This window comes from Enterobacter cloacae complex sp. I2 (assembly GCF_014896205.1).
In the GTDB taxonomy this organism is placed as follows: Bacteria; Pseudomonadota; Gammaproteobacteria; order Enterobacterales; family Enterobacteriaceae; genus Enterobacter; species Enterobacter quasihormaechei.
The window spans coordinates 85530-104469 of the sequence record NZ_JADBRA010000010.1; the positions used below are offsets into that span (position 1 = coordinate 85530).

An 18940-nucleotide genomic window follows, 5' to 3' on the forward strand; every position below is an offset into this window, starting at 1 on the left:
AAACATCCCCATATACTGGATTACATGTTAATGGTTGTGTGAAGCACAGTGACATGACCAGCTTACCTGGCGGACACTAAACTAAGAGAGAGCTCTATGAATCCTGAGCGTTCTGAACGCATTGAAATCCCCGTATTGCCGTTGCGCGATGTGGTGGTTTATCCGCACATGGTCATACCCTTATTTGTAGGGCGGGAAAAATCTATCCGTTGCCTCGAAGCCGCCATGGATCATGATAAAAAAATCATGCTGGTGGCGCAGAAGGAAGCATCAACGGATGAGCCGGGTGTAAACGATCTTTTCACCGTCGGGACCGTGGCCTCTATTTTGCAAATGCTGAAGCTGCCGGACGGCACCGTGAAGGTGCTGGTGGAAGGCTTACAGCGTGCGCGTATTACCACTCTGTCAGATGATGGCGAGCACTTCTCTGCGAAGGCGGAGTACCTTGATTCACCGGAACTGGATGAGCGCGAGCAGGAAGTGCTGGTACGCACCGCGATCAGCCAGTTTGAAGGCTATATCAAGCTGAACAAGAAAATCCCACCTGAAGTGCTGACGTCGCTGAACAGCATCGACGATCCTGCACGTCTGGCGGATACCATCGCTGCACACATGCCGCTGAAACTGGCTGACAAACAGTCCGTGCTGGAAATGTCCGACGTTAACGAACGTCTGGAATACCTGATGGCGATGATGGAGTCTGAAATCGATCTGCTCCAGGTTGAGAAGCGCATTCGCAACCGCGTCAAAAAGCAGATGGAAAAATCGCAGCGTGAGTACTATCTGAACGAGCAAATGAAAGCCATTCAGAAAGAGCTCGGCGAGATGGACGACGCGCCGGACGAAAACGAAGCGCTGAAGCGTAAGATCGACGCGGCGAAAATGCCGAAAGAGGCGAAAGAGAAAGCCGAAGCCGAGTTGCAGAAGCTGAAAATGATGTCTCCGATGTCGGCAGAAGCGACCGTTGTACGCGGCTACATTGAGTGGATGGTGCAGGTTCCGTGGAATGCCCGCAGCAAGGTCAAAAAAGACCTGCGTCAGGCCCAGGAGATCCTGGATACCGACCACTACGGCCTGGAACGCGTGAAAGACCGCATTCTTGAGTATCTCGCGGTACAAAGCCGTGTGAACAAAATCAAAGGCCCGATCCTGTGCCTGGTAGGACCGCCAGGGGTGGGTAAAACCTCTCTGGGTCAGTCCATCGCCAAAGCGACAGGACGTAAGTACATCCGTATGGCGCTGGGCGGCGTGCGTGATGAAGCGGAAATCCGCGGCCACCGTCGTACCTATATTGGTTCGATGCCGGGCAAGCTGATTCAGAAGATGGCGAAAGTGGGCGTTAAAAACCCGCTGTTCCTGCTCGATGAGATCGACAAAATGTCTTCGGACATGCGTGGCGATCCGGCGTCGGCGCTGCTGGAAGTGCTTGATCCAGAGCAGAACGTCGCGTTCAGCGATCACTATCTGGAAGTCGACTACGATCTGAGCGATGTGATGTTCGTGGCGACCTCCAACTCCATGAACATTCCGGCACCGCTGCTGGACCGTATGGAAGTGATCCGTCTGTCCGGCTATACCGAAGACGAGAAGCTGAACATTGCTAAGCGGCACCTGCTGCCGAAGCAGATTGAGCGTAACGCGCTGAAAACCAACGAGCTGACCGTTGAGGACAGCGCCATTGTAGGCATCATTCGTTACTACACCCGAGAAGCGGGCGTGCGTAGCCTTGAGCGTGAGATCTCCAAGCTGTGCCGTAAGGCGGTGAAACAGCTGCTGCTGGATAAGAGCCTGAAACACATCGTGATTAACGGCGACAATCTGCATGCTTACCTCGGCGTTCAGCGCTTCGACTATGGTCGCGCGGACAACGAAAACCGCGTGGGTCAGGTGACCGGTCTGGCATGGACGGAAGTGGGTGGCGATCTGCTGACCATCGAAACCGCCTGCGTGCCGGGCAAAGGCAAACTGACCTACACCGGTTCGCTCGGTGAAGTGATGCAGGAGTCCATTCAGGCGGCGCTGACCGTGGTGCGCGCGCGCGCAGAGAAATTGGGCATCAACGCTGATTTCTACGAAAAACGCGACATCCACGTTCACGTTCCGGAAGGGGCAACGCCGAAAGATGGCCCAAGTGCGGGTATTGCCATGTGTACGGCGCTGGTTTCCTGCCTGACGGGTAACCCGGTTCGTGCCGATGTGGCCATGACCGGTGAAATCACCCTGCGTGGCCAGGTTCTGCCAATCGGCGGGTTAAAAGAAAAACTGCTGGCGGCACACCGCGGTGGGATCAAAACCGTATTGATCCCTTACGAGAATAAACGCGATCTGGAAGAGATTCCGGACAACGTTATTGCTGATTTGCAGATCCATCCGGTGAAACGCATTGAGGAAGTTCTGACTCTCGCACTGCAAAATGAACCGTCCGGAATGCAGGTTGTAACCGCAAAATAGTGACCTCGCGCAAAGAGCGTCAATAAAAACAAGGCTGGTAAGTCATTTCGTACTTGCCAGCCTTTTTTTGTATAGCTAATTTAGATTGCTGATTGGGTAAGCCATCAACAACGGGTGTTGTAAGGTCATAGCAGGACTGATATAACTGCTGCGCGGTCGCGCTGTGAAGGATTCAGGTGCGATATAAATTATAAAGAGAGGAAGAGAACAGTGAATAAATCTCAACTGATTGACAAAATTGCTGCGGGTGCTGATATTTCTAAAGCTGCAGCTGGACGTGCTTTAGATGCTTTAATTGCTTCTGTTACTGAATCTCTGCAAGCTGGGGACGACGTTGCACTGGTAGGTTTCGGTACTTTTGCGGTTAAAGAGCGCGCTGCCCGTACTGGCCGCAACCCTCAGACCGGTAAAGAGATCACCATTGCTGCCGCTAAAGTGCCGGGTTTCCGTGCAGGTAAAGCGCTGAAAGACGCAGTAAACTGATTGCTTTCCCGCTTCAGGGAAGCTGAAAAGTACAAGGGCGCATCGTTTGATGTGCCTTTTTTGTTTGTCCAGGCCTGATTTGTGCGAGTTTATGCGAGTTGTGGGCTGACAATTGCCCTGTTTTCTTGTCACAATACGCCTTTACGCGCGACGGTCAGGATTTTCCGTCAGCGTCAGGTAACCAGTCACCTACAGCGGAGTGTTGTTACACCATGATGGACAGCTTACGCACGGCTGCTAACAGTCTCGTGCTCAAGATTATTTTCGGTATCATTATCGTGTCGTTCATATTGACCGGTGTGAGTAGTTACCTCATCGGCGGTGGTGCAAACTACGCCGCAAAAGTGAACGGCCAGGAAATTAGCCGTGGGCAGTTCGAGAACGCTTTTGCTGGTGAACGTAACCGCATGCAGCAGCAGCTGGGCGACCAATACTCTGAACTCGCAGCCAACGAAGGCTATATGAAAAACCTGCGTCAGCAGACGCTGAACCGCCTTATCGACGAAGCGCTGCTGGACCAGTACGCGAAAAGCCTGGGTCTGGGCATCAGCGATGAGCAGGTCAAAAAAGCCATCTTCTCGACCCAGGCTTTCCAGTCTAACGGGAAGTTCGACAACGCGCGCTATAACAGCATTGTTAACCAGATGGGTATGACGGCTGACCAGTACGCGCAGGCGCTGCGTAACCAGCTGACCACGCAACAGCTGATCAACGCTGTGGTGGGCACCGATTTCATGCTGAAAGGCGAAACGGAAGAGCTGGCGGCGCTGGTGGCGCAGCAACGCGTGGTGCGCGAAGCGACGATTGATGTCAACGCGCTGGCGGCGAAACAGCAGGTCAGCGACGCTGAAGTTAATGCTTACTACGAGCAAAACAAGAACAACTTCATCTCTCCTGAACAGTTCCGCGTAAGCTATATCAAGCTGGACGCGGCGGCGATGCAGGAAAACGCGACTGACGCGGAGATCCAGTCTTATTACGATCAGCATCAGGATCAGTTCACTCAGCCGCAGCGTAACCGCTACAGCGTGATCCAGACCAAAACGGAAGCAGAAGCTAAAGCCGTGCTGGACGAGCTGAACAAAGGCGCAGATTTCGCGACCGTGGCGAAAGCAAAATCCACCGACATTATTTCTGCCAAAAACGGCGGGGATATGGGCTGGCTGGAAGACGCAACCACCCCGGATGAGCTGAAAAACGCCGGCCTGAAAGAGAAAGGCCAGCTGTCTGGCGTGATCAAATCCTCCGTTGGTTTCCTGGTGGCGCGCCTTGACGATATCACTGCGGCAAAAACCAAGCCGCTGGCTGAGGTGCGGGATGATATCGCTGCGAAAGTGAAGCAGGAGAAAGCGCTTGACGCCTTCTATGCGCTGCAACAGAAAGTGAGCGATGCCGCAAGCAACGACAACGAATCACTGGCGGGCGCGGAGCAGGCTGCCGGCGTTAAAGCGGTTGAGACGGGCTGGTTCAGCCACGAAAACCTGCCGGAAGAACTGAACTTCAAACCGGTTTCTGATGCCATCTTCAATGGGGGTCTGGTGGGTGAGAACGGTACGCCGGGCAGCAACTCAGACATCATTACCGTCGACGGTGACCGTGCGTTTGTTCTGCGCGTCAGCGAGCACAAAGCCGAGGCGGTGAAACCGCTGGCGGAAGTGAAAGATCAGGTGGTGGCGCTGGTGAAACATAATAAAGCGGCACAGCAGGCAAAACTGGATGCAGAGAAAATTCTGGCCGATCTGAAAGCCGGTAAGAGTGATGCGATGAAGGCGGCTGGCCTGAGCTTTGGCGAAGCCAAAACGCTGAGCCGTACCGGTCAGGATCCTGTCAGCCAGGCGGCGTTTGGTCTGAGCCTGCCGGCGAAGGACAAACCTGTCTTTGGTACCACGACCGATATGCAGGGTAATGTGGTTCTTCTGGCGCTGGATGAAGTGAAAGCCGGCACGCTGCCGGACGCGCAGAAGAAGGCTATGGTTCAGGGTATTACCCAGAACAATGCGCAGATTGCTTTCGAAGCGATGATGAGCAACCTGCGTAAAGAAGCCAAAATCAAGCTGGGTGATGTGGTTACCCAGGAGCAATAATTTCGTACCTGCTCGCAGATTTTCGTAACGCTCTGCAAAAACTAAAGGCCGCTTTCGCGGCCTTTTCCATTTCTGCAATCTGCTGTTTGTGCCTGTTTCTCCGTGCGGCTATCGTGGCCTGGCTGTCAACAAACAAGGAGAAAGCAGCATGAAATCTGGAATCAAAGCACTGTTAATTACCCTGGCGATTGCCACTTCCGGGATGAGTCCGGGAGCGCTGGCTGCAACCCCCGCCGCTAAAGCGCAGGCTGTACAAAACCAGGCGGATGCGACGTCGCAAGGTCATGTTAAAGCCAACGCGACGGCCAGCACCAAAGCGGCCGAGGACGAGGGTACGCGGGTCAGTATCAATACTGCCTCTGCGGAGGATCTGGCCCGGGCGATGAATGGCGTGGGGCTCAAAAAAGCGCAGGCCATCGTCAGCTATCGCGAAGAGTATGGCCCCTTTAAAACCATTGACGATCTCAAGCAGGTCCCGGGGATGGGCAGCGCGCTGGTTGAGCGCAATCTCGCACACCTGACGTTGTAATCGCGTAATCACTTGCACTGCGGCAAAAATTTGCCAGGATAAAGAGGTCATACCAGTTATGACCTCTGATCCTATAACAACGAAAGGCTATTGCGCTATGCAAACACAAATCAAAGTCCGTGGTTATCACCTCGATGTTTACCAGCACGTCAATAACGCCCGCTACCTGGAATTTCTTGAAGAGGCGCGCTGGGACGGCCTGGAGAATAGCGAAAGTTTCCAGTGGCTGACTGCACACAACATCGCGTTCGTGGTCGCCAACATCAACATTAACTACCGTCGTCCGGCCGTGCTGGGGGATGTGCTTACCGTGACCAGTCAGGTACAGCAGCTGAATGGCAAAAGCGGCGTGCTGAGCCAGGTCGTCACGCTGGAGCCTGAAGGACAGGTGGTGGCAGACGCGCTGATCACCTTTGTCTGCATCGATCTCAAAACCCAGAAAGCGTTGCCACTGGAAGGGGAATTGCGCGAAAAGCTGGAGCTGATGATCGGGTAGACTTTTGTCTTTTATAAAAGACAAAAAGGATTTTCAGGGATAAAATAATGAACAGGGACTACGTTGTTGAACGCTACCGGACCCGTGACGGGAAAATACCGTTTGAGGATTGGGTAACAAAGATGAGGCGAAAGGATCCGGAGCTGGCGTTTCGGATCCTTCTGCGAATCGACCGCGCGGAGAAGGGAAACTTCGGTGATTACCCTTATCTCAGAGAGGGCCTCTGGGAACTGAAGATTGATTGTGGTCCCGGTTATCGAGTCTATTTTGCAGTACAACATCGGGAAATCTTATTGTTGCTGATCGGCGGTGACAAAAAGAGCCAGAAAGCGGATGTAAAGCTGGCAATAGACTACTGGAAGGATCATCAAAAGGATAAACCCAATGAGCAAAAGCGAGCGAAAATTCTCGAGTACCGTCAGCCATGATGAAGCCGTAGTAAAGATGCTGCGCGAAAATCCTTCTTACGCACAGCTGTATCTGCAAATTGCACTGGATGAAATTTACGAAGACCAGGGGATCCCGGCCTATTTGATTGCTCTCAGACGTGTCATCGAAGCGCGTGGCGGTATCGGGGAAATTTCAGCCAAAGCGGGACTCTCACGTCAGCAGCTATATCGAACCCTGTCCGAAGATGGCAACCCAACGCTGTCTACTCTGATGAAAATTACCCGTGCTGCTGGCGTAAAACTGTTCGACAGCACGGTCAGGTAGCCCTATTTCAGCCCGGTCTTTTTCTGCATTTCGGCCATCACGCCCGCTTTATCCGCAAGATAATGATTCAGCCCGTTTGCGCGCAGATTACAGGCGGCACACTGGCCGCAGCCGTCTCCTTTAATGCCGTTGTAGCAGGTCAGGGTATCGTTGCGAACCACATCCAGCTTGCCCCAGTAGTCGGCCAGCGCCCAGGTCTCGGCTTTATCCAGCCACATCAGCGGCGTTTCGAAGCGGGTCTCTTTTGCCATTCCCAGATCCACGGCGTGATTGAGTGCTTTCACGAACTCATCCCGGCAGTCCGGGTAACCGGAGAAGTCGGTCTCACACACGCCGGTAATTACCGCTTCGGCTTTTACCTGGTAGGCATAGATTGCCGTCAGGGTCAGGAACAGAATGTTGCGGCCCGGCACGAAGGTATTCGGAATGCCGCTGGCGTCCGGCTCGTAATCAGGGACCGGAATACTGTCACGGGTGAGGCTGCTGACGGCCAGTTCATTTAACAGCGTCACGTCCAGCACTTTATGCGCGCGGGCGCCCAGTTTCAGGGCCAGTTCACGAGCGACATCAATTTCAGCGCGATGACGCTGTCCATAATCAAAAGTGACGCAGTGAACTTCATCATACTGGTGAAGCGCCTGAATCAGGCAGGTTGTGGAATCTTGTCCTCCGCTGAACACGACGACGGCACGTTTCATAGATCATCTCGACAGTTACGGTAAAAGCGTCATGTTAACGCCTGGCTACAGCGGCGACCAGCTTCTTCACGCGTTTGGGGGAGGGAGCCAGGCTTCGGTGAAGTCAAACCAGCCGCGGGTGTTAAGGCGTATCCCGTTGACGCCCGGAGGGGCGCTGATTTGATACTGATAGTTAAAGAGCGGCGTCAGGACGGCAGTTTCCATTAACCGGCTGAATATGGCCTGAAGCCCTGCGTGTCGGTCACGATCGTCGGCCTGCATCTGCACCGCATCCAGCGTGGCCTGTAAATGGGCGTATGCCGGTGCGCTCAGCAGATGCGGCCAGAGTGCATCGCAGCGGAGCCACTGCTCAAGCGTGTACGCCGGCGCTTCGCCAATCAGTCTGTCTCCCATCATCATGTCTCCCTCGGCAAGCGGCTGGCACCCGTCCCACGTCTTGGCGTCGTGAAAGATGACGGTCAACTCGCAACCCTGCCGCGCAAGGTATGCCTTTAACTGGCTGGCCATGGTGTGAAGCTCAACCGGCAGGTGGTAGACCAGCGTCAATGCCTCTGGCAGCGCAACGTCGGTTAAATCAGGCCACTGGGGGATCGCCCAGCCGGGAAGCAGTTCCCCGGTAGGCGTGATAAGCCCTTCGTTCAGCGGAAGCGTGTGCAGAAGCGTTGAGAGATGAATGATATTAATCAGCCGCTTTGCCTGAAGCTCGCTCAGGCGCGCGCTCTGCTTCAGCGTGAGGTAGCAGAAGCCCAGGCTGGTGCTGTTACTCACCAGCCGCAGACTGGCCAGCTCGTCGGCCTGACCAATGGCGATTTGCACCGGGTGGCGGCAGCTGGTGCCCAGGCTGTAGTCAAAAAGCTGCGGTGTGATCCAGTACTCTATAGCCTTAAGCAACGGATGGCAGAGGTGATACTGCTCGTGGCTTTCCAGACGCACCAGCTCGGGCTCAAAAACGCTCAGACGGAAGGGGCCGCTGCCAACCCCGGGGAGACGGGGATGCGCCAGACGGCTACAGTAGGTCGCCAGCCTGTGCGCCAGCCAGTAGTCAGGCTGATGCAAAATAAACGTCAGGCACTGTGGATGCGTGGTTTCGATGCGAAGGACGCTCCGGAAAAGTGTGCCCATGCCGGGTTGTGATAACAGCGCCGTCAGGCTTTGCTGGAGCTGCGACGTCTCTATTTTATCGCCGTTATGCCAGTGCAGGGTGGAGCGAATATAGAAATGCCAGCGCAGGCCGTCAGCAGAAACGTCCCAGTGATGCGCCAGATCGCCCGTAGGTTCGCTGCTGTTACCGTTGAAACGCGTCAAGCCAGAGAACACCTGTCCCGCAAGATGCTGCTCCGCCCGGCCAGGTAAAAACCCCGGCTGAAGCGGCTCCAGCGAGCGATAGTAGGGGATACGCAGCGTTGGCGTATCGTTCTGCCACTGCCCGCCCAGAAACGGATGCAGCAGCGATCGCAAATCTTCAGGTGCGAGCTGGGCCAGCTCCAGGGCGTTATGCTGCTGCCCGCTTTTCAGCGCCTCTTCCATCATCGTATTACGCAACGAATCCGGGGTGACGTGAAAGAGTAACTCCCCTCGCTTTCCTCGTCCGGACCGGGCGTGCCAGCTTAGCCAGCCCGCCTCCTGCGCCTGGCGCAGCAGGGTGCGAACGTGGCGCTCGCTGCAAAAGCAGCGGCTGGCAAGTTCACTGATGGTCACCTGCTGCGGCGCGCCGGCGGAGGGTTGCCAAAGACGTTGATACTGGTTAAGACGGTTAAGCTGGCGCATGGAAAACCCGGAACAATAATTATCATGTATTCACTATTACTTCCGTATATCTCACGTAATACTGATGCACAAGTTAACCGCATCACATTTCAGGAGTAATCATGGCTCGGCTCGCTGCATTTGATATGGACGGCACGCTGTTAATGCCGGATCACCGTTTAGGGGAGAAAACCCTCAACGCCCTTAAGCGCCTGCACGAGCGTGAAGTCACCCTGACGTTTGCCACCGGTCGTCATGTCCTTGAAATGCGCCATCTGCTGGGAACATTTTCCCTCGATGCGTTCCTGATCACCGGCAACGGGACGCGCATTCACTCCGTCGACGGCGAGGTGCTGCACCGTCAGGATCTGAACCCGGAAGTGGCCGATATTGTCCTGCACAGCGCCTGGGATACCCAGGCCAGCGTGCACGTTTTTAACGATGAAGGCTGGTTTACCGGGCGTGAGATCCCGGACTTGCTGCACGCGCACGTCTACAGCGGCTTTAAGTATCAGCTTATCGATTTGCGCCGTATTCCGGCGCACAAGGTGACCAAGATCTGCTTCTGTGGCGATCACGACGACCTCTGCCGCCTGCGCATTCAGCTTAACGAGGCGCTGGGCGACCGGGCACATTTGACCTTCTCAGCGGTGGACTGTCTTGAAGTGTTGCCGGTGGGCTGTAACAAAGGTTCTGCGCTGGCGGTGCTGAGCGACCATCTTGGGCTGACGATGCAGGACTGCATGGCCTTTGGCGATGCCATGAACGACCACGAGATGCTGGGCAGCGTTGGCCGTGGGCTGATCATGGGGAACGCGATGCCGCAACTTATCGCCGCGCTCCCTCATTTACCGGTTATCGGACACTGTCGTAACGAAGCGGTGTCCCATTTTTTGACACATTGGCTGGACAAAAATAACCTCCCATATTCCCCCGAATAGCGAGATCCTTCCAGCAAGCCAGGCTTAAGCCTGGCTTTTTTTTATTTCACCAACTGAGAAATCTGCGCTTTCCACGGTTCAACATCGCCAATATTGGCCTGTACCCATTGCGCGTTGTAATAGGTCTCCAGGTAGCGCTCACCGCTGTCGCACAGCAGCGTGACGACAGAGCCAGTACGGCCTTCTTCACGCATCCTCGCCGCCAGCTGTAGCGCGCCCCACATATTGGTGCCGGTTGAGGCCCCGACCTTACGGCCAAGCTGTGTCTCCAGCCAGTGCGCCGTCGCGACGCTGGCAGCGTCCGGCACGCGAAGCATCTCATCCACGACGTCCGGAATGAACGACGGTTCCACGCGCGGGCGGCCAATCCCTTCGATTTTGCTACCCACGGGGCTACGCAGGCCGGCATCGCGGGATTGCCAGTAATCAAGGAACACCGAGTTCTGCGGGTCGACCACCATCAGCTGGGTATCGTAGCCCTGACAGCGAATGTAGCGTCCGATAGTGGCGGAGGTTCCGCCCGTACCGGCGCTCATCACAATGTACGACGGAACCGGATGCGGCTCGTGGGTCATCTGGCGGAAAATGCTGTCCGCAATATTATTATTGCCGCGCCAGTCGGTGGCGCGCTCGGCGAAGGTGAACTGGTCCATATAGTGGCCATTCAGTTCGCGGGCCAGCATTTCGGAGGCCGCGTAGATTTCGCAGGCGCTTTCCACAAAGTGGCAGCGTCCGCCGTAAAATTCGATCTGTTCGACTTTGCGTTTCGCCGTGCAGGAAGGCATCACGGCGATAAACGGCAGGCCCAGCAGGCGGGCAAAGTAGGCCTCGGAGACGGCAGTAGAGCCGGATGAGGATTCAATAATCGTGGTGCCTTCTTTAATCCAGCCGTTACATAAACCGTATAAAAAGAGTGAACGCGCCAGGCGATGCTTCAGGCTGCCGGTAGGATGGGTACTTTCATCCTTCAGATAGAGCTGAATACCGGGAAATCCCGGCAGAGGCAGGCGGATTAAGTGGGTGTCTGCCGAGCGCTGATAGTCGGCATTTATTTCGCTGATGGCATGTTTAACCCAGGTGCTATTCATCGTAGTTATCCGTTTGTCATTTTGTGCCCAGCATAGCGAAAAGCACAGAAAAAATTGTTGCTATCTGGCCTTTAAAATAGAATGTATGGAGAATAATTTTCTCTTCGAGGTGGGTATGCTAGATAAAATTGACCGCAAGCTGCTTTCTTTGCTGCAAAGCGACTGCACCCTCTCTTTGCAGGCGCTGGCAGATGCCGTTAATCTGACCACCACGCCGTGCTGGAAGCGCCTCAAGAAGCTTGAAGATGATGGCATTCTGCTGGGACGCGTGGCGCTGCTGGATCCCGAAAAACTGGGGCTTGGACTGACCGCCTTTGTCCTGATAAAAACGCAGCATCACAGCAGTGAATGGTACAGCCGCTTCGTCACGCAGGTTTCCGATATGCCCGAGGTGCTCGGCTTCTGGCGCATGGCGGGGGAATACGACTATCTGATGCGCGTTCAGGTGGCGGACATGAAGCGCTACGATGATTTTTACAAGCGGCTGGTCAACAGCGTACCGGGCTTGTCCGATGTCACCTCCAGTTTTGCCATGGAACAGATTAAATACACCACAGCATTACCCATTGAATAACATCATAAAATACCTTCAGGAAAATACCGCGTGCGATTATTTGCCCAATTAAGCTGGTACTTTCGTCGGGAGTGGCAACGCTACCTCGGCGCGGTGGCCCTGCTTATCATCATTGCCATCCTGCAACTGCTCCCGCCCAAAGTGGTGGGATACGTCGTGGATGGTGTTACCGAACAACATTACACCGCCGCACGGGTGATGATGTGGGTCGGCACGCTGGTGCTGACGGCCGTGGTGGTTTACCTGCTGCGCTATGTCTGGCGCGTGCTGCTGTTCGGCGCGTCCTACCAGCTTGCCGTGGAGCTGCGCGAAGATTTTTACCGCCAGCTGAGCCGCCAGCACCCTGAGTTTTATCTGCGTCACCGTACCGGGGATCTCATCGCCCGCGCCACTAACGACGTGGATCGCGTGGTGTTTGCCGCCGGCGAAGGGGTATTAACGCTGGTGGATTCCCTGGTGATGGGCTGTGCGGTATTGATTGTGATGTCTACGCAAATTAGCTGGGAGCTCACTTTGCTGGCGCTGCTGCCGATGCCGCTGATGGCGCTGGCGATTAACCGCTACGGCGAGCAGCTCCATGAACGCTTCAAGCTGGCGCAGGCGGCGTTCTCGTCGCTGAACGATCGCACCCAGGAGAGCATGACCAGCATCCGCATGATCAAAGCGTTTGGTCTGGAAGACAGGCAGTCCGCGCTGTTTGCCGCAGACGCCGCCGACACCGGCGCGAAAAACATGCGCGTGGCGCGGATTGACGCCCGTTTCGATCCGACAATTTATATTGCGATTGGCATGGCGAACCTGCTGGCGGTTGGCGGCGGCAGCTGGATGGTGGTGCAAGGCACGATGACCCTCGGTCAGCTAACCAGCTTTGCGATGTACCTCGGGCTGATGATCTGGCCGATGCTGGCGCTGGCCTGGATGTTTAATATCGTTGAGCGCGGGAGCGCCGCCTACAGCCGTATCCGCGCCATGCTGGCGGAAGTGCCGGTGGTGAACGATGGCAGTGAGCCGGTACCGGAAGGTCCGGGTATCCTGAAGGCTGACGTTCGCGCCTTTATCTACCCGCAAACGGAACACCCGGTGCTTGAAAACGTCAGCTTCACGCTGCGGCCTGGTCAGATGCTGGGCATCTGCGGCCCGACGGGGTCCGGAAAAAGTACCCTCCTGGCACTCATTCAGCGCCATTTTGACGTGAGCGAAGGCGATATCCGTTTCCACGATGTCCCCCTGCCGCGCCTGCTGCTGGATGACTGGCGCAGCCGCCTGGCGGTCGTCAGCCAGACGCCGTTTTTGTTTTCAGACACCATTGCCAGCAATATCGCGCTCGGGTGCCCGACGGCGACGCAGGACGAGATCGAGCACGTAGCGCGCCTGGCCAGCGTCCACGAGGATATTTTGCGCCTGCCGCAGGGCTACGATACGGAAGTGGGGGAGCGGGGCGTGATGCTCTCCGGTGGACAAAAGCAGCGTATCTCCATCGCCCGCGCGCTGCTGCTGAACGCTGAGATCCTGATTCTGGATGATGCGCTGTCGGCGGTTGACGGGCGTACCGAGCATCAAATTCTGCATAACCTTCGCCAGTGGGGGGAGGGGCGCACGGTCATCATCAGCGCGCACCGTCTGTCGGCGCTTACCGAAGCCAGTGAAATTATGGTGCTTCAGCACGGACATATTTCCCAGCGTGGTCAGCATGAGCAGCTCGCCGGGCAGAGCGGCTGGTATCGGGATATGTACCGCTATCAACAGCTTGAAGCTGCGCTGGATGAGGAGGTGGCCGATGCGTAAGTTTGGACAGATGTGGCCGACGTTAAAACGGCTGCTCGCCTATGGCTCACCGTGGCGCAAACCGCTTTCCATCGCCGTGCTGTTGCTGTGGATCGCCGCGATTGCGGAGGTGACCGGCCCGCTGCTAATCAGCTATTTCATTGATAACATGGTGGCGAAGCGCTATCTGCCGCTGGGGCTGGTGGCGGGGCTGGGCGTGGCGTATGTCGGGCTACAGCTGACGGCGGCGGGGCTACACTATGCCCAGTCGCTGCTGTTTAACCGGGCCGCCGTGGGCGTGGTTCAGCAGCTACGCACGGATGTGATGGATGCCGCGCTGCGCCAGCCGCTGAGCGAGTTTGATACCCAGCCGGTCGGACAGGTTATTTCGCGCGTCACTAACGACACCGAAGTGATCCGCGACCTGTACGTCACCGTTGTCGCAACGGTACTGCGCAGTGCCGCGCTGATTGGCGCGATGCTGGTGGCGATGTTCAGCCTGGACTGGCGGATGGCGCTGGTGGCAATCACCATTTTCCCGGCGGTGCTGATTGTGATGGTGATTTACCAGCGCTACAGCACGCCGATTGTTCGCCGCGTGCGCGCTTACCTTGCGGATATCAATGATGGCTTCAACGAAGTGATCAACGGCATGAGCGTTATTCAGCAGTTTCGCCAGCAGGCGCGTTTTGGCGAGCGAATGGGGGAAGCCAGCCGCTCGCACTATATGGCGCGGATGCAGACGTTACGTCTGGACGGTTTCCTGTTACGTCCGCTGCTGAGCCTCTTCTCGGCGCTGGTGCTGTGCGGGCTGCTGATGCTGTTCGGCCTGACGACGCGCGGAACCATTGAGGTGGGGGTGCTGTACGCGTTTATCAGCTACCTCGGACGCCTCAACGAGCCGCTGATTGAACTCACCACGCAGCAGTCGATGCTGCAACAGGCGGTGGTCGCGGGCGAGCGTGTGTTCGAGCTGATGGACAGGCCGCGTCAAACCTATGGCGATGACGACCGCCCGCTGGAAAGTGGATCTATCGCGTTCGATCATGTCTCGTTTGCCTACCGCGACGACCAGCTTGTCTTGCAGGATATCAACCTGGATGTGCCGTCGCGCGGTTTTGTCGCCCTGGTTGGGCATACCGGCAGCGGCAAAAGCACGCTCGCCAGTTTGCTGATGGGCTACTATCCGTTGACGCAGGGGGAGATCCGTCTGGACGGACGGCCTCTTGCCGCGCTTAGCCACAACGCGTTGCGCAAGGGCGTCGCGATGGTGCAGCAGGATCCGGTGGTGCTGGCCGATACCTTTTATGCCAACGTGACGCTGGGGCGACCGTTCACACCTGAGCAGGTCTGGGAGGTGCTGGAGACGGTACAGCTGGCGGATCTGGCGCGCGGGTTAAGCGAGGGGATCTATACCCGGCTGGGCGAGCAGGGCAACAACCTCTCCGTCGGGCAAAAGCAACTGCTGGCGCTGGCGCGCGTGCTGATTGAGACGCCGCAGGTGCTGATTCTGGATGAAGCGACCGCCAGCATCGACTCCGGTACCGAGCAGGCGATCCAGCAGGCGCTGGCTGCCGTGCGGGATCGCACCACGCTTGTGGTGATCGCCCACCGCCTCTCAACCATCGTCGATGCCGATACCATTCTGGTGCTGCACCGTGGTCAGGCCGTTGAACGGGGAACGCACAGGGAGTTGCTTGAGGCAAAAGGGCGCTACTGGCAGATGTATCAGTTGCAGCTGGCAGGCGACGAGCTGGCCGCCAGCGTACGCGAGGATGAGTCACTCAGCGCCTGATGCACCATTCCAAGGCAATGTGCTAACAGACATACCTGTTGGTGCAAAACGGAAACGCACCCTGCACCGTCATGGTGCGTTTTTTTTCACCCGTTCTCTGAGCATGCGCGCCGCGCCGCTTTCCTTCTCACATTTCACTTCTGGCACACCCTTTGCAATGTCCCTTTCGTGTTAGCTGCGGCCATTACCGAATTCTGACTGGAGGGGATTTATGAAGCTGGTTACGGTGGTAATCAAACCATTCAAACTCGAAGACGTGCGCGAAGCGCTGTCTTCCATGGGTATTCAGGGGCTGACCGTCACCGAAGTGAAAGGCTTTGGGCGTCAGAAAGGTCATGCCGAGCTTTATCGCGGGGCGGAATACAGCGTTAACTTCCTGCCAAAAGTGAAGATTGACGTGGCGATTGCCGACGATCAGCTTGATGAGGTGATTGATGTGGTCAGCAAAGCGGCATACACCGGCAAAATTGGCGACGGCAAAATTTTCGTTGCTGAACTACAGCGCGTCATTCGCATCCGTACCGGCGAATCTGACGAAGCGGCGTTGTAAGTAACTCCTGGCACACAGTGATAGGGATCGAGAAAATGAAGAGAACAACAATGAAAACAGCTCTGGGGTCGCTGGCGCTGCTGCCGGGCCTGGCAATGGCTGCACCTGCCGTGGCAGACAAAGCCGATAACGCGTTTATGATGATTTGCACCGCGCTGGTGCTGTTCATGACGATTCCGGGCATCGCGCTGTTTTACGGCGGCCTGATCCGCGGCAAGAACGTGCTCTCCATGCTGACGCAGGTTGCCGTCACGTTCGCGCTGGTGTGCGTGCTGTGGGTGGTTTACGGTTACTCGCTGGCCTTCGGCGAGGGTAACGCCTTCTTCGGCAACGTTAACTGGGCGATGCTGAAAAATATCGAGCTGACCGCGGTGATGGGCAGCTTCTATCAGTATATTCACGTCGCGTTCCAGGGCTCGTTCGCCTGCATCACCGTAGGGCTGATTGTGGGCGCGCTGGCCGAGCGTATCCGCTTCTCTGCGGTACTGATTTTTGTGGTGGTCTGGCTGACGCTCTCCTATATCCCGATTGCGCATATGGTCTGGGGCGGCGGTCTGCTGGCTTCCCATGGCGCGCTGGACTTTGCGGGCGGTACCGTTGTGCACATCAACGCCGCGGTAGCAGGCCTGGTCGGCGCATACCTGATTGGTAAACGCGTGGGCTTCGGGAAAGAAGCGTTCAAACCGCACAACCTGCCGATGGTCTTTACCGGCACAGCCGTCCTCTACTTTGGCTGGTTCGGCTTCAACGCCGGTTCAGCCAGTGCCGCTAACGAAATCGCCGCGCTGGCCTTCGTGAATACCGTAGTGGCAACCGCCGGTGCTATCCTCTCTTGGGTATTTGGCGAGTGGGCCGTTCGCGGCAAGCCATCGCTGCTGGGTGCCTGTTCAGGGGCGATTGCCGGCCTGGTGGGCATCACGCCAGCGTGCGGTTACGTGGGCGTGGGCGGCGCGCTGCTGATCGGCATCGTCGCCGGTCTGGCGGGGCTGTGGGGCGTTACCGCGCTGAAACGTATTCTGCGCGTTGACGATCCGTGCGACGTGTTCGGCGTGCACGGCGTGTGCGGCATCATCGGCTGCGTGATGACGGGTATCTTCGCGGCGCAGTCTCTCGGCGGCGTGGGCTACGCGGAAGGCGTGACCATGATGCACCAGGTGCTGGTTCAGCTGGAAAGCATTGCTATTACCGTTGTCTGGTCGGGCGTGGTGGCCTTTATCGGCTACAAGCTGGCCGATATGACCGTCGGGCTGCGCGTGCCGGAAGAGCAGGAGCGCGAAGGTCTGGACGTCAACAGCCACGGCGAGAATGCTTATAACGCATGATTTGCGTGCTTTGCCGGGTGGCGGCTTCGTCTACCCGGCCTGCAAAGACAGGATCCTCAGGCCCGGTAAGCGTAGCGTTACCGGGCTTTTTACATCATCCTCTGTTACGCATGACCCCTTCCTGGACCGTCGAGGCCACCAGCACGCCATCCTGGGTATAAAACTCCCCGCGTACAAAGCCGCGCGCGCTGGACGCAGAGGTACTCTCCACGCTGTAAAGCAGCCATTGGTTCATATCGAACGGACGGTGGAACCACATAGAGTGGTCAATCGTGGCAACCTGCATCCCTTTTTCCAGGAATCCCACGCCGTGCGGCTGTAGCGCAACCGGCAGGAAATTGAAATCCGACGCATACCCGAGCAGATACTGGTGCACACGCAAATCTGCCGGAACGCTGCCGTTGGCGCGGATCCACACCTGACGGGTGGGCTCGGAAGCGTGACCCTTCATGGGGTTATGAAATTCCACCGGGCGGATCTCCAGTGGCTTATCGCACAGAAACTTCTCTTTTACCTGCGGCGGCAGCAGATGCGCGAGCGCGCGCGCGATGTCGGTTTCCGATTTCAGATCGTCCGGCGACGGGGCAGGGGGCATCGTTTTTTGATGCTCATACCCCGGCTCTGGCGCCTGGAACGAGGCGGTCATGTAGAAGATGGGTTTTCCATGTTGGATGGCCGCCACGCGGCGGGCGCTGAAGCTTTGGCCGTCACGCAGAACTTCCACGTCGTACACAATCGGTTTAGCGCTGTCGCCAGGGCGTAAAAAGTAGCTGTGGAACGAGTGCACCAGACGGTCTGCCGGGACGGTCTCCTTTGCGGCATACAGCGCTTGCCCCACGACCTGGCCGCCAAAAACCTGGCGTAAGCCTAAATCTTCGCTCTGTCCGCGAAACAGCCCTTCTTCTATTTTTTCCAGGTTCAGCAATGTCAGCAGATTGTTCAGTGCCTGACTCATAATGGTCCTCAATAAACGCCGTGGCGAAAGATACGCAGAGTATAACGCAGAAACGAGAGTGGTCCGATGGGTGGAATTATCTTAATACCAGGCCAAAATTAGGCATTAATCCGTGATTTGTGCCACACTTGTTTACGTTATGTGAATAAAACGACATCGGATGGGATCGATCCCGCCGGTGCATTGATGATAAGGAGACTTCAATGAAACTCGTGCCTATGTTAAGCGGTGTTGCAATGGCGGTAGCGCTGTCCGCCTGTGCGGATAAGAGTGCCGATGTCCCGGTGCCAACGGCAACCCCAAACGGGATTAACACCCTTTCACAGCAAGCCATTCGACAGCCTAACGTATCCGGTACTATCTGGATCAAGCAGAAAGTAGCTCTGCCGCCGGACGCGGTACTCACGGTTACGCTGTCCGATGCCTCTCTGGCGGATGCACCGTCGAAAGTGCTGGCCCAGCGCGCGGTTCGTACAGAAGGTAAACAGGCGCCGTTCAGCTTCGTGCTGCCGTATAACCCGTCTGACGTGCAGCCTAACGCGCGTATCCTCCTGAGCGCGGCGGTAACGATCAACGATAAGCTGGTCTTTATCACCGATACCGTGCAGGAAGCGGTTAATAAAGGCGGCACCAAAATCGACCTGACCCTGGTTCCTGTCCAGCAAACGGCAGTGCCCGTTGCGCCACAGTCCAACCAGCCGGCTCTGCCAACAGCGCCGACTCAGCTGTAATTTTCTTTCGCCCTCTTCA

The 18940-nt window shown here is 56.6% G+C and carries 17 protein-coding genes and 2 pseudogenes; 14 read left to right on the forward strand and 5 right to left on the reverse strand.

Translation table 11 applies throughout. The annotated features are described in order from the left end of the window. Nucleotides 1-96 precede the first annotated feature (96 nt). From lon to ppiD, 3 genes and pseudogenes are all read left to right on the forward strand, one after another. Entirely contained in the window at nt 97-2451 is a 2355-nt protein-coding gene (lon, locus tag IM300_RS10625; protein ID WP_112791905.1) for an endopeptidase La, read from the forward strand. A 210-nt stretch (nt 2452-2661) separates the two neighbouring features. Then, nucleotides 2662-2934, forward strand: a complete 273-nt coding sequence (gene hupB / locus IM300_RS10630; protein ID WP_002444653.1) for a nucleoid-associated protein HU-beta — start codon at nt 2662-2664, stop codon at nt 2932-2934. A gap of 215 nt (nt 2935-3149) precedes the next feature. Beyond that, nucleotides 3150-4949 (forward strand): annotated as a pseudogene (gene ppiD / locus IM300_RS10635) (peptidylprolyl isomerase); the annotation flags it as partial. On the opposite strand, the pseudogene IM300_RS22815 reads toward ppiD, so the two are convergent. Further along, nucleotides 4905-5096, reverse strand: a pseudogene (locus IM300_RS22815) (hypothetical protein); the annotation flags it as partial. The pseudogenes ppiD and IM300_RS22815 overlap by 45 nt on opposite strands. A gap of 70 nt (nt 5097-5166) precedes the next feature. Here IM300_RS22815 and IM300_RS10640 point away from each other — a divergent pair. The 4 genes from IM300_RS10640 to IM300_RS10655 all read left to right on the forward strand — a co-directional run bounded on the left by IM300_RS10640 (nt 5167) and on the right by IM300_RS10655 (nt 6757). Beyond that, nucleotides 5167-5547, forward strand: a complete 381-nt coding sequence (locus IM300_RS10640) for a helix-hairpin-helix domain-containing protein (protein WP_193036425.1) — start codon at nt 5167-5169, stop codon at nt 5545-5547. A 97-nt stretch (nt 5548-5644) separates the two neighbouring features. Then, entirely contained in the window at nt 5645-6043 is a 399-nt protein-coding gene (locus IM300_RS10645) for a YbgC/FadM family acyl-CoA thioesterase (RefSeq protein ID WP_193036427.1), read from the forward strand. A 47-nt stretch (nt 6044-6090) separates the two neighbouring features. Next, entirely contained in the window at nt 6091-6471 is a 381-nt protein-coding gene (locus IM300_RS10650; protein ID WP_193036429.1) for a type II toxin-antitoxin system RelE/ParE family toxin, read from the forward strand. Continuing rightward, on the forward strand, nt 6428-6757 hold the full coding sequence (locus tag IM300_RS10655; protein WP_193036431.1) for a DNA-binding protein: 330 nt from the start codon (nt 6428-6430) through the stop codon (nt 6755-6757). The genes IM300_RS10650 and IM300_RS10655 overlap by 44 nt, the downstream gene beginning before the upstream one ends. Nucleotides 6758-6759: 2 nt before the next feature. On the opposite strand, the gene queC is transcribed toward IM300_RS10655, so the two are convergent. Further along, nucleotides 6760-7455 (reverse strand): 7-cyano-7-deazaguanine synthase QueC, encoded by a 696-nt coding sequence (queC, locus tag IM300_RS10660; RefSeq protein ID WP_193036432.1) that lies wholly within the window; start codon nt 7453-7455, stop codon nt 6760-6762. 66 nt (nt 7456-7521) lie between these two features. Then, nucleotides 7522-9222: an SgrR family transcriptional regulator gene (locus tag IM300_RS10665; protein WP_193036434.1), complete on the reverse strand. Its 1701-nt coding sequence runs from the start codon at nt 9220-9222 to the stop codon at nt 7522-7524. 101 nt (nt 9223-9323) lie between these two features. Between IM300_RS10665 and cof the strand changes: the two genes are divergently transcribed. Further along, entirely contained in the window at nt 9324-10142 is an 819-nt protein-coding gene (gene cof, locus IM300_RS10670; protein WP_063451685.1) for an HMP-PP phosphatase, read from the forward strand. 41 nt (nt 10143-10183) lie between these two features. On the opposite strand, the gene IM300_RS10675 is transcribed toward cof, so the two are convergent. Then, nucleotides 10184-11230 (reverse strand): PLP-dependent cysteine synthase family protein, encoded by a 1047-nt coding sequence (locus IM300_RS10675; protein ID WP_063869047.1) that lies wholly within the window; start codon nt 11228-11230, stop codon nt 10184-10186. Between the two features lie 115 nt (nt 11231-11345). Between IM300_RS10675 and IM300_RS10680 the strand changes: the two genes are divergently transcribed. From IM300_RS10680 to amtB, 5 genes are all read left to right on the forward strand, one after another. Then, on the forward strand, nt 11346-11804 hold the full coding sequence (locus IM300_RS10680; RefSeq protein WP_022647254.1) for an Lrp/AsnC family transcriptional regulator: 459 nt from the start codon (nt 11346-11348) through the stop codon (nt 11802-11804). Between the two features lie 30 nt (nt 11805-11834). Continuing rightward, a complete protein-coding gene (locus IM300_RS10685; protein WP_193036436.1) occupies nt 11835-13589 on the forward strand; it encodes a SmdA family multidrug ABC transporter permease/ATP-binding protein in 1755 nt (584 codons plus the stop codon). Continuing rightward, nucleotides 13582-15363: a SmdB family multidrug efflux ABC transporter permease/ATP-binding protein gene (locus IM300_RS10690; protein ID WP_131636083.1), complete on the forward strand. Its 1782-nt coding sequence runs from the start codon at nt 13582-13584 to the stop codon at nt 15361-15363. Before IM300_RS10685 ends, IM300_RS10690 begins: the two co-directional genes overlap by 8 nt. A 211-nt stretch (nt 15364-15574) precedes the next feature. Beyond that, nucleotides 15575-15913, forward strand: a complete 339-nt coding sequence (glnK, locus tag IM300_RS10695) for a P-II family nitrogen regulator (RefSeq protein WP_006809867.1) — start codon at nt 15575-15577, stop codon at nt 15911-15913. Between the two features lie 35 nt (nt 15914-15948). Next, nucleotides 15949-17235, forward strand: coding sequence for an ammonium transporter AmtB (gene amtB, locus IM300_RS10700; protein ID WP_193036438.1), 1287 nt, complete (start codon nt 15949-15951; stop codon nt 17233-17235). Nucleotides 17236-17329: 94 nt separating this feature from the next. Here amtB and tesB read toward each other — a convergent pair whose 3' ends face one another. Further along, complete coding sequence (tesB, locus tag IM300_RS10705) at nt 17330-18190, reverse strand: acyl-CoA thioesterase II (protein WP_063451680.1); 861 nt, start codon at nt 18188-18190, stop codon at nt 17330-17332. A 203-nt stretch (nt 18191-18393) separates the two neighbouring features. On the opposite strand from tesB, the gene IM300_RS10710 reads away from it, so the two are divergent. Next, nucleotides 18394-18921 carry a YbaY family lipoprotein gene (locus tag IM300_RS10710; protein WP_131636084.1) on the forward strand — a complete coding sequence of 176 codons (528 nt, stop codon included), beginning with the start codon at nt 18394-18396 and terminating at the stop codon, nt 18919-18921. Nucleotides 18922-18940 lie beyond the last annotated feature (19 nt).